Source organism: Blautia caccae, assembly GCF_040095955.1.
GTDB classification, from domain to species: Bacteria; Bacillota; Clostridia; order Lachnospirales; family Lachnospiraceae; genus Blautia; species Blautia celeris.
The window spans coordinates 233,780-248,987 of sequence record NZ_JBBMFP010000003.1; the positions used below are offsets into that span (position 1 = coordinate 233,780).

The 15,208-nt window shown below is 42.7% G+C and carries 16 protein-coding genes; all 16 read left to right on the forward strand.

Features of this window, described 5'->3' with window-relative positions:
* Positions 1 to 70: 70 nt before the first annotated feature.
* The 16 genes from WMO65_RS04575 (at position 71) to WMO65_RS04650 (ending at position 15,117) form a co-directional block, all read left to right on the forward strand.
* Complete coding sequence (locus WMO65_RS04575) at positions 71 to 739, forward strand: putative ABC transporter permease (RefSeq protein ID WP_052098859.1); 669 nt, start codon at positions 71 to 73, stop codon at positions 737 to 739.
* Positions 736 to 1,821: a sporulation integral membrane protein YtvI gene (gene ytvI, locus WMO65_RS04580; RefSeq protein WP_158587217.1), complete on the forward strand. Its 1,086-nt coding sequence runs from the start codon at positions 736 to 738 to the stop codon at positions 1,819 to 1,821. Before WMO65_RS04575 ends, ytvI begins: the two co-directional genes overlap by 4 nt.
* 22 nt (positions 1,822 to 1,843) lie before the next feature.
* Complete coding sequence (locus WMO65_RS04585) at positions 1,844 to 2,479, forward strand: cytidylate kinase-like family protein (protein ID WP_148392600.1); 636 nt, start codon at positions 1,844 to 1,846, stop codon at positions 2,477 to 2,479.
* Positions 2,460 to 3,791, forward strand: coding sequence for an MATE family efflux transporter (locus WMO65_RS04590; protein WP_033139367.1), 1,332 nt, complete (start codon positions 2,460 to 2,462; stop codon positions 3,789 to 3,791). The genes WMO65_RS04585 and WMO65_RS04590 overlap by 20 nt, the downstream gene beginning before the upstream one ends.
* Positions 3,792 to 3,811: 20 nt before the next feature.
* Positions 3,812 to 4,018, forward strand: coding sequence for a hypothetical protein (locus WMO65_RS04595; protein ID WP_146051685.1), 207 nt, complete (start codon positions 3,812 to 3,814; stop codon positions 4,016 to 4,018).
* A 75-nt stretch (positions 4,019 to 4,093) separates the two neighbouring features.
* Positions 4,094 to 4,237, forward strand: a complete 144-nt coding sequence (locus tag WMO65_RS04600) for a hypothetical protein (protein ID WP_156120799.1) — start codon at positions 4,094 to 4,096, stop codon at positions 4,235 to 4,237.
* An 87-nt stretch (positions 4,238 to 4,324) separates the two neighbouring features.
* Positions 4,325 to 5,362 (forward strand): phosphotransferase family protein, encoded by a 1,038-nt coding sequence (locus tag WMO65_RS04605; protein ID WP_052098861.1) that lies wholly within the window; start codon positions 4,325 to 4,327, stop codon positions 5,360 to 5,362.
* 123 nt (positions 5,363 to 5,485) lie between these two features.
* Complete coding sequence (locus WMO65_RS04610; RefSeq protein ID WP_148392599.1) at positions 5,486 to 5,866, forward strand: hypothetical protein; 381 nt, start codon at positions 5,486 to 5,488, stop codon at positions 5,864 to 5,866.
* Positions 5,867 to 5,959: 93 nt separating this feature from the next.
* Positions 5,960 to 6,544 (forward strand): TVP38/TMEM64 family protein, encoded by a 585-nt coding sequence (locus WMO65_RS04615; RefSeq protein ID WP_033139370.1) that lies wholly within the window; start codon positions 5,960 to 5,962, stop codon positions 6,542 to 6,544.
* A gap of 20 nt (positions 6,545 to 6,564) precedes the next feature.
* Positions 6,565 to 7,209, forward strand: coding sequence for a CDP-alcohol phosphatidyltransferase family protein (locus tag WMO65_RS04620; protein ID WP_103731795.1), 645 nt, complete (start codon positions 6,565 to 6,567; stop codon positions 7,207 to 7,209).
* 57 nt (positions 7,210 to 7,266) lie between these two features.
* Positions 7,267 to 7,977, forward strand: coding sequence for a response regulator transcription factor (locus WMO65_RS04625; RefSeq protein ID WP_054352159.1), 711 nt, complete (start codon positions 7,267 to 7,269; stop codon positions 7,975 to 7,977).
* A complete protein-coding gene (locus WMO65_RS04630) occupies positions 7,958 to 9,328 on the forward strand; it encodes a sensor histidine kinase (RefSeq protein ID WP_148392598.1) in 1,371 nt (456 codons plus the stop codon). Before WMO65_RS04625 ends, WMO65_RS04630 begins: the two co-directional genes overlap by 20 nt.
* Positions 9,329 to 9,341: 13 nt before the next feature.
* The gene (locus WMO65_RS04635) at positions 9,342 to 10,151 is read left to right on the forward strand and encodes an ABC transporter permease (RefSeq protein WP_033139441.1); all 810 of its coding nucleotides are present in this window, start codon (positions 9,342 to 9,344) and stop codon (positions 10,149 to 10,151) included.
* Between the two features lie 322 nt (positions 10,152 to 10,473).
* Positions 10,474 to 12,003, forward strand: coding sequence for a response regulator (locus tag WMO65_RS04640; RefSeq protein ID WP_148392597.1), 1,530 nt, complete (start codon positions 10,474 to 10,476; stop codon positions 12,001 to 12,003).
* A complete protein-coding gene (locus tag WMO65_RS04645; protein WP_033139374.1) occupies positions 11,985 to 13,751 on the forward strand; it encodes a sensor histidine kinase in 1,767 nt (588 codons plus the stop codon). Before WMO65_RS04640 ends, WMO65_RS04645 begins: the two co-directional genes overlap by 19 nt.
* Position 13,752: 1 nt before the next feature.
* Positions 13,753 to 15,117: an ABC transporter substrate-binding protein gene (locus WMO65_RS04650; protein ID WP_187370589.1), complete on the forward strand. Its 1,365-nt coding sequence runs from the start codon at positions 13,753 to 13,755 to the stop codon at positions 15,115 to 15,117.
* Positions 15,118 to 15,208 lie beyond the last annotated feature (91 nt).

A 15,208-nucleotide genomic window follows, 5' to 3' on the forward strand; every position in this document is an offset into this window, starting at 1 on the left:
ATATATCCGAGCATGATGGCTGCCCGTCAGGCGGACAGAGGGTACAAAAAACAGGAAAGGAGGCGTTTTTATGAAGCAGAATACCATGACAAAACCTATTGCTTATGAGAATATGTTTTGGCTGTTTATGATCGGCAGTGTCTTAGGCGTGATTCTGGAAGGTATCTGGTGTCTGATCCGGGCGGGACATTGGGAGACCCATGTGGTTTCCATGTGGGGACCGTTTTGTATTATCTATGGTTTTGGAGCAGTCGGGCTTTATCTGGGATCTGTCCGGTTAAAAAATAAAAGCCGGATAACGCAGTTTCTGGTATTTTCCCTGATTGCCGCTGTGTTTGAGTATGCCTGCAGCTGGGTTCTGGAATATTGGCTCCATATGAAAGCCTGGGATTACAGCAGGCATTTTCTGAATATCGAAGGCCGGGTAAGTCTTAAAATGACTGTTTTGTGGGGGGCACTGGGAATTGTTTTCTCACGATGGTTAGTGCCGGTGATCGATAAGATGTTTGATAGGATGCAGGCGAAATTTTGGAAAGCGGCCTGTATCTTCATGAGTGTATTTATGGCTGTTAATCTTTCCCTGACAGCCATGTGCCTGGTCCGCTGGAGAGACCGCCATGAAGGGATAACGCCAAAAAACCGTGTGGAGCGGGTTATTGATGAGACATATGATGACAATAAAATGGAAAAAAGATTTTGCGAATGGAGTTTTATGGACGGAAAGGAGCGTGCTTATTGAAAGAACAGAGGAATGACCGTCAGCAGACGGAACAACAGCGGGGGTTCATAACGAAATTCGTTTATTGGGCAATCATAGCCATAATTACATACGGTATCATAAAATATGCATTACCCGTTTTATCTCCGTTTTTGATCGCGGGAATCATAGCTTGTATTTTAAACCGCCCGATCTGTATGCTGTCAGAAAAAACGCATCTGAAAAGACCCTTTATCTGCATTCCTGTTGTGGTACTGTTTTTCATAATCATAGGGATTTTGTTTGGAGCCGCAGGAGGTAAAATTGTGGAGGGAATGAAAGAAACTGCAGACGCTCTGCCATCGCTGTTTACGGAAGTCGTTTTTCCGTTTTTAGAGGCCGCAGCAGATAAACTGGATGGACTGCTGGCAGTGCCTGGTCCGGATGCAGGAGAGATTTTTTCTGTCCTTATGCAGTCAATGGGAAAAGGGATCACGGCTGCATCGGGTTTTCTTTTTAAAATGATTACGGGAGCTGCATCTGTAATCCCATCCTTATTTTTAAAGACGATCATAACGATCATTGCCACTGTTTTCCTTACGATTGATTTTGAAAGGATAAAAACATTTATCATACGCCAGATTCCGGACAGCAAACGTCAGGTTTTCAAAGAGGCACGTTCTTTTTTTGGCGGAACGATTTTAAAATGCCTGGTCTCTTATATAGCAATCTTTGGCATCACTTTTCTGGAGCTTGCGTTGGGATTTACGTTTCTGAGAATCCCACATGCCATTCTGCTTGCCGCACTGGTTGCCGTTGTGGATATTTTACCGGTTTTAGGAACAGGGACTGTACTGCTGCCGTGGGGAGTTCTTTCATTGGTCATGGGGGATTATGGAATCGGAACAGGTATCCTTCTACTCTATCTCGTTATAGCTATCGTAAGAAATACCATAGAGCCAAAACTTGTGGGAAAACAGATGGGTCTGCATCCTATGGTTACCTTTGCAGGTATGCTGCTCGGTTTAAAATATTTCGGATTTTTAGGTATGCTTGGTGTACCGCTGTTTTTTGCATTTTTATACCGGTTAAATGAAAAAGGGATGATTGCTTTTATTAAATAAACTGAACACAGGAGGAAATAATATGAAAACAATAACAGTGAGCCGTGAGTTTGGAAGCGGCGGCAGGGAACTGGGAAAACGTCTGGCAGATGTTCTCGGTGTCGCTTATTATGACAAAGAGATCATCAGCAAAATTGCGGAAAACCTTAAGCTGGATGAACAGTATATCGAAAACCATCTGGAAAGAGATTTTACTGTGAACTTTCCGTATACCTTTCGGTGTAGTTTCAGCACACCGTTTTATGCCATGAATCAGGTAGTGGATATGCTGGTAGAACAGCACAAAATTATCCGTACCCTTGCAAAAAGGGAAGACTGCGTGATCGTAGGCAGAGGCGCAGACGCTGTACTTCATGATATGGGGCCATACAACATTTTTGTATATGCGGATATGGCTGCAAAAAAGGAACGCTGCCGGAATCGGGCATCTCCGGGCAAAACACTGTCTGAGCGCGAACTTGAACGCAGGATCAGGCAGATAGATAAAGCCCGGGCGGCAAGCTATGACCTTGTTTCCGGGTACCCGTGGGGGGATAAGAGAGCTTATCATCTCTGTGTCAATACCACTGGTCTTGATATCCCCCAAATTGTGCCGCACCTGGCGGCTTTTGTAAAAATCTGGTTTGAAAGGAAAGATCATGGCGATTCAATTATCTGATCATTTTGATTATAAAAAATTATTAAAATTTGTATTTCCATCTATCATTATGATGGTATTTACCTCTATTTACGGTGTGGTGGACGGTCTGTTTGTATCCAATTTTGTCGGAAAGACTGCTTTTGCCGCTATAAATCTGATCATGCCGGTTGATATGATCTTTGGTGGTGTCGGTTTTATGCTGGGGACAGGCGGAAGCGCTCTGGTTGCCAAAACACTGGGAGAACAAAAACGGGAAAAAGCAAACCGTTATTTTACCATGATGGTCTGGATAACAGTCATCTCAGGCGCTGTTCTCTCCATAATCGGAATCGCAGTCATGCGTCCGGTAGCAGTCTGGTTAGGGGCAGACGGAGGTATGCTTCCCAATTGTGTACTCTACGGCAGGATCATGATGGGCTTCAGCATTTCCTTTATGCTCCAGAACGCGCTTCAGGGATTTCTGATCACGGCGGAGAAACCAAATCTCGGTCTGGCGGCGACCGTAGCGGCAGGTGTGACTAATATGGCATTGGATGCCCTGTTTATCGTTGGTTTCAAATGGGGAGTAGCAGGTGCGGCTATTGCCACAGGGCTGAGTCAATGTGTGGGGGGCCTGATCCCACTCATTTATTTCCTGCGGCCCAATACCAGCCTTCTCCGCCTGACAAGAACCAAGTTGGAGGCAGTTCCTATCGTCAAAGCCTGTGCGAACGGCGCATCCGAAATGGTATCGAGTGTTACTTCATCCGTCGTGGGTATCTTCTATAATTTTCAGCTGCTGAAATATGCCGGAGAAAATGGCGTCGCCGCTTACGGTGTTCTCATGTATGTTCAATTTATTTTTGCCGCTGTCTTTATTGGATATTCTATGGGATGCGCGCCGGTCATCAGCTATCACTATGGCGCTGATAACCATGCAGAACTAAAGAATCTGTTCCGAAAAAGCATCATCCTGATGGGGGCGATTGGGGGAGGTATGGTCGTGGCGGCGCAGATTTTTGCCCTTCCGCTTTCCGATATCTTTGTGGGATACGATATGACACTCTTTAAGATGACGGTTCATGCCCTTCGGATTTCCACCATATCATTTCTGATCGTGGGATTTAATATTTTTGCGTCTTCCTTCTTTACTGCCCTCAACAACGGTGGTGTGTCGGCAGCGATTTCTTTCCTGCGGACATTTATCTTCAAGCTTGCCGCGGTATTGTTTCTGCCTGTTTTACTTGGTCTGGACGGCATATGGTGGGCGGATGTCACAGCGGAAATTTTTGCGTTTGTAATCTCACTTTTCTTTTTGATCAGGGAAAGAAAGAAATACCATTATATGTAATAGCAGAAAGGATGTTTATCATGAAAAAGAGTACCAAAATGTTATTGATCGGAGCAGGGATCACCGCTCTTGGATTTGCCGCCTATTCATTTTTTAAAGAGTTGGTTTCAGACACAGTGGAGTCCGAAGATCTTGACTGGGTAAATGCCACAGCAGAAGCAGCCGGACAGTCGAAGGCAGGTCAGGAATATTATTCCTATCACTCCGGGTTAAAGAGAAGCGAATGAGGATGGAGGTAACGTTTAAAGTTTGAAATCCTATGGATGCAGCAAGTGACTATGCAAAGCAGCGGAGGTGTTGTTATGAAGTTTGTTGACAATAAGAAAAAGTACAGTTTGTTAAAGTTGGGTGCTGTAGTAATTGCTGCACTTGTAATATTAGATATAATCGGCAGGAAATATGAAAAAAGATATTTTACAGTGCCGATAAAACTGAGGATCAAATAAAGAAGAGAGGGTGCAGCATCTGTATCAGGATTAAGCCGATCATGCATGGGTTTAAAAGGGATAAAATAAGTTGGAGGTTGAAGATTAGTGAAGACTGTGACGAAGAACGTATTCACAAGAGAGCAGATTCGCAGACTGGTCAATAAGCATTTTCCCGGTGCGGAGATCACTTCAGTCAGGACATTAAAAGGCGGTACATTTAATACCCTTTATCAGATCGAAGGAACCGGCGGCCTTGAAAAAGGAGTGGTCTTAAAAACAAGCCCCATAGAATCTGTTGGGGTTCCGAATCATGAGAAGGATATTTTGCGTGCTGAGATCTATGCCTATCAATTATTGAAACATGTGAAAATCCCGATTCCAAAGATATATGTCTACGACTTTTCCAGGAAAGTTATTCCCTGTGATTATTTTATTATGGAACGGATAAAAGGAAAGTCCTGGTATGAACTCTGGCCCGGGAAAAATCCGGAACTTATGAGGGCACTTGGACGTTACACAGCGAGAATACATAGTGTGGAATATGATTGGTTCGGAGATATAAACCATGCTTTTGCAGGACGCTTCTCTACATGGGGCAAGGCTTTTACCTTTATGGTAGATGATGTTTTGTACGAGATCAGTAAGCAGGGGGGAAAACTGCCTTACAAGGAAATAAGGTCAGCAATATATTCCAGAAGGGAATTGTTAGATACGGTAAAAACTCCCGTGTTAGTGAATTTCGATATGTGGGCAGGAAACGTGTTTCTGAGTCAAAAGCGGACGTCTTCCATTTCCGCGATCATTGATTTTGAACGAAGCTTTTTTGGTGATCCATTGGCTGCTTTTGTATCTGCTTTGTTTATATACGATGATGTGGAAAAAGAGACGGATTTTATAGCTGGCTACAATGAGGTGAGCAAACGACCGCTCATCCTTACATCCGGGGACCGTGAAAAGATGATCCTGTATGAAATGCTGCTGTATCTTCGCAGTTACTGCGAAACCCAGCGTTATAATTTCTGGATGCGTAACATCCAGCGATTGAGTATCCAATCATTAATTCTATATGATTTGCGAAGACTGAAGAAATTATCTATGAAAAATCGGAGAACAGTTTCAAATCATAAAAACCATATTCAATGATAAATGTAACTTTAGATTTATTAAGAAGTTTTTTAGGAATGGTTAAGATTTTTTGATGATACTTAAGATAGTAACGAAACACAGTTACATATCATAAAATCCAATGCGAAAGGAGCAAAACAAATGAATGACAGCAAAAAAGCAAGGAATGGAATCTTAAAGAGAGGACTTGTACTCAGTGTAGTATGTATCATGGCACTTGGTATGGTAGCCTGCGGGGGAAAGGATAAAAATGCAGCACCCCCTCAGCCGGGAGTAAAGAACGAGTCCGCCCAGCCGGAGACAAAGAACAGGTCCAATTCGTCTGCTGACGAAAAGGAACAGGATAACAAGAAAACACCACAGAAAAAAAACAGTACCGGTGTACAGAAGGACAGGGAGAAAGATACTGAAACAAAGAAAAAAACACAGTCAAAACAAGATAAGGATAAAAAGAATAGCGATACGAAAAAATCGAACATAGCAAATAAAAATGATTTTGTAAAGGACAAAAGTAATAATTAAAAGGAAACATGATGGGCTGTACAGGAGTGTACAGCCCATTTCATCCTTAATACATTAAGAAAGAAATATCCAAAATGGAGGTGATGCACAAAAATGAATATAGATGATTCAAGCGGTAAGAAGAAATGGATAACCGCTTTTCTGCTCCTGATGTGTCTGGCTTTCTGTGCTGCCCTTTTTAAAGCTTATCTGGACGGCAGGTTTCATTCTGTAGAAACGCTGCAGCGGTATATTGCAGGTTTTGGGCTTCTGGGTCCCGTTATATTGACCGGGATTCAGGCGGTACAGGTGGTGCTGCCAGTATTGCCCGGATTCTTGGGGTGTATTGTAGGCGCAGTTCTTTTTGGATGGATGGGAGGGTTCTGGTGTAACTATATCGGAATATCCGCAGGTTCTGTCATCGCTTTCTGGCTGGCCAGAAAATATGGCAAAGATTTGGTTTCCCGGATGTTTCCCGGAAAACGATATGAAAAATGGGCCACTTGGGCAGCGGAGAGCAGATTCTATACAATTGTGCTGTTTCTCGGTATGGTACTGCCATTATTTCCAGATGATTTTTTTTGTTATTTTACCGGTATAACAAGAATGACTGCCCGCAAATTTACTGCGATTATCATATTTGGCAAGCCGTGGTGTATCCTGGCATATAGTCTGATATTCTCAACGGTTGTATCATAAGGAATGAAAGAGGTGGAAAAATGGAGGAAAAGAAACGGTTATGCGGCTATTATAATTATACAGTCGTGTTGACCTATCTGGGAATGCTGATAGGATTTGTAGGTATTACGTATACGATGGAAGGGGCATACAGGCAGGCAGTCCTCTGTCTTATGACCGCGGGGGTATGCGACATGTTTGACGGTACAGTGGCAGCTACAAAGCAAAGGAGTGTCAGAGAGAAAAGGTTCGGAATTCAGATTGATTCCTTGAGCGACCTGATCTGTTTTGGGGTGCTTCCTGCATTATTTACGTATAACATCAGCGGGAAGAGGTATTCCGGCCTGTTGGCAGGGTGCCTTTATTTGTTATGTGCATTGATACGGCTGGCTTATTTTAATGTCCTGGAGGAAGAAAGGCAGCAGGGAGAAACCGAAAAACGTCAGTGGTATCTGGGACTTCCTGTGACCTCCTCTGCATTGATCCTGCCGGCTTTTTATGCCATGGAGAATGGCAGGGGACCGGCTGCAGGAGGAATGGTCATAACAATTTCGATGCTGATGGCAGCTGCATTTGTGCTTCCGATAAAGATTAAAAAACCATATCTTTTTGGTAAAATAGGGCTTGTTACTGCAGGATTGATTGAATTTATTGTATTGCTGATGGGATTGGGAATGGAAGTATAAAATAAAAGAATAAATTCTCATTAAAAATGGGTATCCGCAGTTGGAAAGGAGCAAAGTATGGACAGGGAGCAGGTTTTAATTGTAGAAGATGAGGCCGATATTCGTGAAGGAGTACGTATTCTTTTGGAAAGTGAGAACTATGAAGTGAAGGAGGCGGCGAGCGGAAGACAGGGGCTGGAGATCTTAAATGACAAGACAGATTTGGTCATTTTGGATGTCATGATGCCGGGAATGTCAGGAATATATACATGCAGAGAAATACGAAAGGTTTCCAATGTTCCGATTCTTTTTTTGACAGCAAAGGTTCAGGAATCTGATAAGCTGATCGGGCTGATGGCGGGTGGGGATGATTATCTGCCTAAACCCTTTTCCTACGCAGAGCTCCTGGGAAGGATAAAAGCTCTACTGCGCAGATATAAGGTGTACATGGGAAAGAACGCGGGAGGTGATGCCGAAACCTATCTGGAAATGGGCGGTATACGGATACATCAATCATTTAATGAGGTTTATGTAAAGGGAGAAGAAAAGGAGATAACAGATATTGAGTATCACATCCTGCTGCTGATGATGCAGTATCCGGGGAAGATATTCTCGGCGCAGAATCTTTATGAAAGTGTGTGGCAGGAACCATATTTTTATTCTTGTAACAGTACCATCATGGTACATATTCGGAATCTAAGAGTAAAGATAGAGCCGGATCCTAAAAATCCAAGATATATACGTACTGAATGGGGAAAGGGGTATAAGTTTGACGCAGGCAGTGAATAAAAAAAATTCTATCTATTTCCAGCTTCTGCGGCTTTTGGTTTTTTCAGCAATCGCGGCAGGACTTGTTTTTTGGGTGATGAATTATTCGATGGAATATGTGATTAATTGCTATTATGATCATACCGGATATGAAAGACAGCAGGATGAAAACTATATCAGAAAACTACAGCAGTATATTGAACGGAATCAGCTTACATCAAGAGATGCGGAGTCACTGGATTCATGGGTGAAAAAGCAGAGAATCCTTACCATAAGGATTTATAAGGACGGTATTCAGGTATTTGATTCAGAGTATCCTCAGCAGGAATTATGGGAAGAGGAAATTGCCGCCGGTGATTATGAATGGGAGAACTATTATTCGGTAAAATTTGTTGATGGGGAAGCACAGGCATACATTTGGGGGTTATATGCATATCAGTTTTACAATTATGCATTAATCATAGAGATCATGTTTTCCTTTATCTTGTTTTTAATATTGGTTCTTTTGGGAATCCGCAGGAAAATGAATTATATTTTAAAGTTAAGTGAAGAGATTGAACTACTGGAAGGCGGGAGCCTGGACTATAAGATTACGGTAAAAGGAAAAGACGAGCTTACTGCGCTGGCGGAGGGCCTGGACAATATGCGTTTATCTTTTCGCAGCCTGATTAAACGGGAAGCGGATATCGTGCGGGAAAATCAAAAGGTGATTACGGAGATGTCTCATGACATCAGGACACCGGTCACCTCTATTATGTTATATACTGAAATTATAAAGACAGGAAAATATAAAGATGAAGTGCATTTAAAAGAATATATTGAGAAGATAGACAAGAAAGCACATAGAATGAAACAGCTTACAGAACATCTATATGAATATACGCTGGTAACCGGAACAACGGAAATGGTGTTGGAGGAACCGGAATATTATGAAGTCCTGTTTTATGACTTGTTCTCGGAAACCTGCAGCTATCTTCGACAGAAGGGATTTACTATAGAGTTCAGTATGGAGTGGGTAGATAAGAAACTTAGGATTTGTACGGATTATATATGGCGTATCATGGATAATATATCATCAAATATTATAAAATATGCCGATCCCCAAAAAGCAGTTGAGATATGCTCTGTCTGCAATGGGAACAAAATCGGATTCTCTTTCAGAAATGCGGTAAAACAGTTGGAGGAAACAGTGGAAAGCACCCACGTAGGGATACCGAGTGTTAAGAATATGATGGAAAAGATGAATGGGATCTGTGAAGTCAGACAGGACAAGGAATATTTTTATATCGCAATTATTTTCCCTGAAGCTGCTTCATATTCTGAAGAAGATCATAAGCGGAATGTAACAAAAGAATATATGGAAAGTAAATAAACAGGAACAGAATATGAAAGAAAAAATGTTAGGACTGCCAATGGAATTATATCATAATAAAAGGCTTATTTTGTCATTATCCAGAAATGATTTTAAGACAAAGTATGCAGGTTCTTATTTGGGAATTGTATGGGCATTTATTCAGCCGGTTGTCACGATCATGGTGTACTGGTTTGTTTTTACCATTGGACTGAAAGCTGGTGATATGGCGGAATATCCCTTTGTTCTTTATCTGATTTCAGGAATTATTCCCTGGTTCTTTTTCCAGGATGCGCTGAATGGCGGAACGAATGCATTGATGGAGTATAATTATCTGGTTAAGAAAGTGGTTTTCAAAATCAGTATTCTTCCCATTGTGAAGGTATTATCCGCATTGTTTGTACATGCGTTTTTTGTAGTATTTGCACTTATTATCTGCTCATTTAACGGGTATACGCCTACTCTTCATACACTGCAGATCTTTTATTATACTGGCTGTACGTTTGTTTTCGTATTGGCTCTTGTGTATGCCACCAGTGCTATTGTGGCTTTTTTTCGGGATTTGACACAGATCATTAATATCTTTCTTCAGGTAGGGATTTGGATGACCCCTATTATGTGGGATATAAATAGATTGAGCGGACATCCCATGCTGATGAAAATATTTAAGCTTAACCCTATGTATTATATTGTATCTGGATACAGAGATTCTATATTAGGGCAGACATGGCTTACTGCTCATTGGAAGTGGGGAATCTATTTCTGGGTTGTGACGATAATAATATTTATTTTAGGTTCCGGAATATTCAAGCGTCTGAAACTGCATTTTGCAGATGTATTATAGCGAATGTTTTGAATAGAAAGCCTGAGCTATTTATTGCAGATACTGCTATCCGAAATGCAGTCCTGATGATTGTTATCTTCTGGAAATGACAGAAGCAGAGGGAAAAACGGGAAAATATAAGATGATAATAACGGTTCAGTCAGGTCTGTGCAGTTACTGTACTGACTGTGCATAAGAGTAGTTACAGATTAGGATGGCATTATGTCATCCTATTTTTAATTTCTGAGCCCGCTATAGAATTTAAACAAAATATTTAGAATTTATACAGTAAAATAATAATAAATGTGATATTTTATAGTTAGAAAAGTGAGGAGGGTGTCCCATGATCAAAGTGATTCTTGTGGATGATGAAGTATTGGCATTGGATTATCTGGAAAGCCTGATTGACTGGGAGTCAGAAGGATTCCAGGTGGTTGGGCGTGCAACAGGCGGGAAGAAGGCATGGGCGTTATATGAGAAATATAAGCCGGAGATTGTTATTTCTGACATTCGGATGATCGGAATGGACGGACTGGAGCTGGCCGGAAAGATCAAGGAAAAGAATCCTGCAGCGATTGTCGTCCTTTTATCCGCATATAAAGATTTTGAGTATGCCCAAAAAGGGATACAGTACGGAGTATCCAATTATCTGCTGAAGCATGAGCTGAGTGAAGAGTCATTGCTGGCCGAGCTTACGCATATCAAAGCCGAGCTGGCAAAACAGTCAAAAAAGGAAAAAATATACCAGGAATATTTTATGAAGCAGTTGATCTATCAACAGGATGCCATGCCGGGGCTTGAGGAGATGGATTTAGGGAACCGCCTGTTTATGATCATGCTGCATAGAGAAGATATTTTTCAGAACGGGGTTTTTACCGGACAGAGCCTTTGCATAGAGAACTATGAAACAATCAGGAATGTAATGGAAGCCCCTTTGGAAGAAACCGTATCTTATGTTGCGGATGCTAAGATGAACGAAAGCCATCAGATCATACTGTATCAGATCGAAAAGGAAGTGAGCAAGTATAAGATCAACCATCTGATCGAGGAGAAGAGCAGACAGCTTGCCGAGGTATTGAAAGAAACCGTAGGAAAGGAAATCAATGTACTTTACAGTTACGAGATCAGGAAAAGTGAGATTAGTTTTACGTTCCAGAAAATGTCACGGCAGATTCGGTTTGCGGTATTTTGGGAGGCCGGGGCATGTCTTGCACTGGAACAGATGGCTGAAATAGAAAACCAGGACAGCGTTGTCTGGGGAGATGAGAGGATGGACCTGGAAAGTGCTGTCTATAAAGAAAGCCGGGATATTAAGGAGATGCTGGATTACCTCTTTGACCTGGTGACTTATCCTCAGTTTAAGCTGAAATCCTTAAAAGAATTGGTACATTTACTGGAAATGACTTATAGGAAAATAAAAGAAAAAGAAAGCGTCACGGGTCCGGATGAAAAAGAAAATGTGTATAAAGTAAAGGACATACGGCAGTATTATACAGAACGCTTTCTCTGTCTGAACGGGAAGATCCACGAGGGTGAGGGGACGAAATATTCCAATATTGTTTTGGAGATGATGCGCTACATTCGTAAAAATTATAAGAAAGAGTTAAGCCTGGATGTGATGGGGGATGTCTTCCATATGAACGGTGTTTATTTGGGGCAGGTCTTTAAAAAGGAAGTGGGCATGACGTTTCTAAAATATCTGACAACGTGCAGGATGGATGCTGCGAAGGCATTATTGGAGAGCGGACAGTACAATGTGTCAGAAGTGGCAGAACTGTCAGGATACAAGACAAGCCAGTATTTCAGCCAGATATTCCAAAAGAATGTGGGCATGAAGCCTCAGGAGTATAAGAAATGGAACGAAAAGAATTGAGAAAAGGCGGATTGAAGTGGAAGATACTGAAAAGTATCACGATTTTTATTGCTGTCTCCATGGCATTCAGTGCCCTGGCAGGCTATCTGTATTTTGTCCGTATTGTGAGGGAGCAGAAGATTTCAGATGAGGAGGTCAAGCAGCAGCAGATCGTGAACCAGATGCAGTTTATGACAGAGGATATTGATAATTTTGCCAAAAGCGTTATTATCGACGAAACACTGCAGATGGCCCTGGAGGAAGAGGAACAGTTAAGTGAGTTTGAGCTGTCCAGAAAGAAAGACAGAATCAGCAAAAGGCTGGCATTTTACAACAGCCTAAAAACCTATGTAGCCAGTTCATTTTTAGAGTTGGAAAACGGGGGCAGATACGGCAGCGGTTTTGGGGCAAGTGAGGAGGACTATCTGGAACGGAAATTTGGAATCCGGGAATTTGTGGAATTTAAAAAGGATGATTCCTTACAGTATTCTAAACCGTATATTGGGCTGGAATCCAGGGTCACGTCCCCGGTGGTATGTTATCGTGTGAAAATATGGAGTCAGGAGGATTTCGGAAAGCAGCAGGGAACGCTTTACATAGAGGTCTACCTGAACTATTTTATTGACCAGATGGAAGTTTACGGGCAGGAGTATGAAAATGTATGCCTGGCAGGAAGCAGCGGGGAAGTTTTATTTCAGAATGATAAGGATAAAAAGATTCAGGAATACATAAAAAAACAGGGTACAATAAAAGAAAATTTAAGCCTCAGGACAGAAAACGGCTATCTGATCTGCCATGCCGTAGGGTATACCGGCTGGGAATTGTATACGCTGATCACAGATGGTTATCTCTGGAGGCAGAGCTATTTTGTATTGAACTTCTTTGCAATCTCCTTTGTGCTGTCCCTGGGCCTTGTTCTTGTATTTACCTCAAGGACGCTGGAAAAACGGATCAAACCTATTACATATTTGTCTCAGCAGATGGGGAACACGCAGTATGATTCCATGGATTCAGTGGAAATCGTTCACACCGGGGATGAAATACAAACCTTATATGAGTGCTATCAGGCAATGATAGGGGAAATACAACGGGGAATCGAGGAGCGGATCACCTATGAGAAGCAGAAAAAAGAAATGGAATTCGATATCATGCTGTCACAGGTGAATCCCCATTATCTCTATAATGTGCTGAATACCGTCGTATATCTTGCCGCGGCAGAAAAAAATAAGCGAATCGTTAAAATCGTCAACGCACTGATCTACACACTCCAGGAAACGCTGAATCTGGGGGAAGGCAGGGTGGAGACAACAATCGAAAAAGAATTGGAACTGACAAAATGTTATCTGCAGATTCAGGAGTACCGTTACCCGGATATGTTTGAAACAGAGATAAGCTGTCCGGAATCATTGAAAGGGTACCGCATACTGAAGACAAGCATTCAGCCCTTAGTGGAAAATGCTTTGTTACATGGGATTCTGCCAACGGAAAGCAAGGGGAAGATAACTGTCACAATAGAAGAAGCGGAAGGGAATATTATAGTGATGGTAAGAGACAGCGGGCAGGGGATTGCAGATGACCGGCTTCTTAAATTCCGGAACAGAGAGCAGATCGTCTATGAAAAGAATGGCAGAAAACATATCGGCATCAGTAATATCCGGGACAGGATTGAATATCTCTATGGAGAGCCATATGAGATGAAAATCAGGAGACGAAAGGAAGGAGGCACGGAAGTCATGATGCGCCTTCCGGTCTTGCAGGATGGTGAGTAAAGTGAAAAAAGTGTGTTGTTTTTTGGTCGTAATAAGCCTTCTTTCCCTTGTGGGATGCGGGAAGAACCAGCGTGAACCGGAAGTGACAGAGAAGATACCAAAGGCGGACGGGCAAAACCATGAGAATATTGATTGGCAGGAAAGTTATGATGAACCACTTCCCGCAGATTATGAAGGCACATTATCCATGTGGGGATGGGATGACGCATATTTTAAAACGGTCACAGAGGCTTTCCGGAAAAAATATCCAAATGTGAAGTTTGAGTATACGCCCGTGGAAAATGGAGATTTAATACAAAAATATAAAACAGCACTGATCACAGGCGGGGAATTGCCGGATATTGGCTGGGCGGTCATGGCCTATCGGGCGGAAATTTTTGAACTGGACATGTGGGAACCATTGAATCAAGAGCCATATGGGTTTGACATTTCACAGGTCCACGAATGCGTCCGCCCGCAGATGATGAACAGCAAAAGGGATGTATGCGGTATTGAACAGACTCTTGCAGCGGCAGGTCTTGCATATCGAAGGGATTTGGCAGAGGAATATCTGGGTACAGATGATCCGAAGGAACTGGAAGCAATGTTCCCGGACTGGCAGTCTTTTATAGAAAAGGGAAAAGAAGTCTATGATAACAGCAATGGGACTGTGTATCTGTGGCCGGGACTGGCAGATGCGCAGCAGTTTATCAGAGAACAGCAAGGGATTCCCTGGATTGAGGGGGATACTATTCGTGTCACGGATACGCTCAAGCATTCCCTGGACATAGTCTGCAAGTTCAGGGACAGCCACACTTCTGATACGCTGGAGGCATGGACGCCGAAATGGTATGAAGCGTTGGGGAAGGGCACCCATATCTTTACAGGATGCGCCACGTGGTCAGTGGCATTTGAAATCGAGCAGTATGACCCTGAAGGAAAAGACAAGGGGCACTGGGGCCTTATGAGCGCACCGGAGGGGAATATTCTCTGGGGCGGTACGACCATGGGGATTACCAAGACCTGTAAGGATAAACGGCTGGCATGGGAATTTATCAAGTTTGCCACGCTGTCGACAGAAGGGGCAGAGGCCCTGAACACCTTAGGGCTTCTGACCACTGCCATCAGGCCATATGAAGAGAATCCAGATCTGGGAAGTTATAAGAGCCCATGGTTCGGCAGCCAGGATATAGGGGATTACTTTTTGAACGAGATCGTACCAAATATCCGGGGCAGGAAAATATCTGTAAATGACAGTGTGATCCATGAGGGATTAAATCTGATCAATGTATCCCTGCGCAAAGACCCTGAAATAACATCCCAGGATGCGCTGCAGTATCTGAAGGACTATTTGAAGGAGGAACTGCCGGATTATAAGATAGAGTAGGATAAGACTATCCGTCAGGTCAGCGCATTTACTGTGCGGACCATGTATAAGAGCAGTGGCAGCAGGCCGGTATCTGATGAGGATACCGGCT

Excerpts from the sequence above, each read along its gene's own strand:
- WMO65_RS04590 (WP_033139367.1), top strand. The coding sequence starts at position 2,460 with ATGGCGATTCAATTATCTGATCATTTTGATTATAAAAAATTATTAAAA.
- WMO65_RS04645 (WP_033139374.1), top strand. The coding sequence starts at position 11,985 with ATGGAACGAAAAGAATTGAGAAAAGGCGGATTGAAGTGGAAGATACTG.
- WMO65_RS04575 (WP_052098859.1), top strand. The coding sequence starts at position 71 with ATGAAGCAGAATACCATGACAAAACCTATTGCTTATGAGAATATGTTT.
- WMO65_RS04640 (WP_148392597.1), top strand. The coding sequence starts at position 10,474 with ATGATCAAAGTGATTCTTGTGGATGATGAAGTATTGGCATTGGATTAT.
- WMO65_RS04595 (WP_146051685.1), top strand. The coding sequence starts at position 3,812 with ATGAAAAAGAGTACCAAAATGTTATTGATCGGAGCAGGGATCACCGCT.
- WMO65_RS04620 (WP_103731795.1), top strand. The coding sequence starts at position 6,565 with ATGGAGGAAAAGAAACGGTTATGCGGCTATTATAATTATACAGTCGTG.
- WMO65_RS04615 (WP_033139370.1), top strand. The coding sequence starts at position 5,960 with ATGAATATAGATGATTCAAGCGGTAAGAAGAAATGGATAACCGCTTTT.
- WMO65_RS04600 (WP_156120799.1), top strand. The coding sequence starts at position 4,094 with ATGAAGTTTGTTGACAATAAGAAAAAGTACAGTTTGTTAAAGTTGGGT.
- WMO65_RS04585 (WP_148392600.1), top strand. The coding sequence starts at position 1,844 with ATGAAAACAATAACAGTGAGCCGTGAGTTTGGAAGCGGCGGCAGGGAA.
- WMO65_RS04625 (WP_054352159.1), top strand. The coding sequence starts at position 7,267 with ATGGACAGGGAGCAGGTTTTAATTGTAGAAGATGAGGCCGATATTCGT.
- WMO65_RS04635 (WP_033139441.1), top strand. The coding sequence starts at position 9,342 with ATGAAAGAAAAAATGTTAGGACTGCCAATGGAATTATATCATAATAAA.
- WMO65_RS04610 (WP_148392599.1), top strand. The coding sequence starts at position 5,486 with ATGAATGACAGCAAAAAAGCAAGGAATGGAATCTTAAAGAGAGGACTT.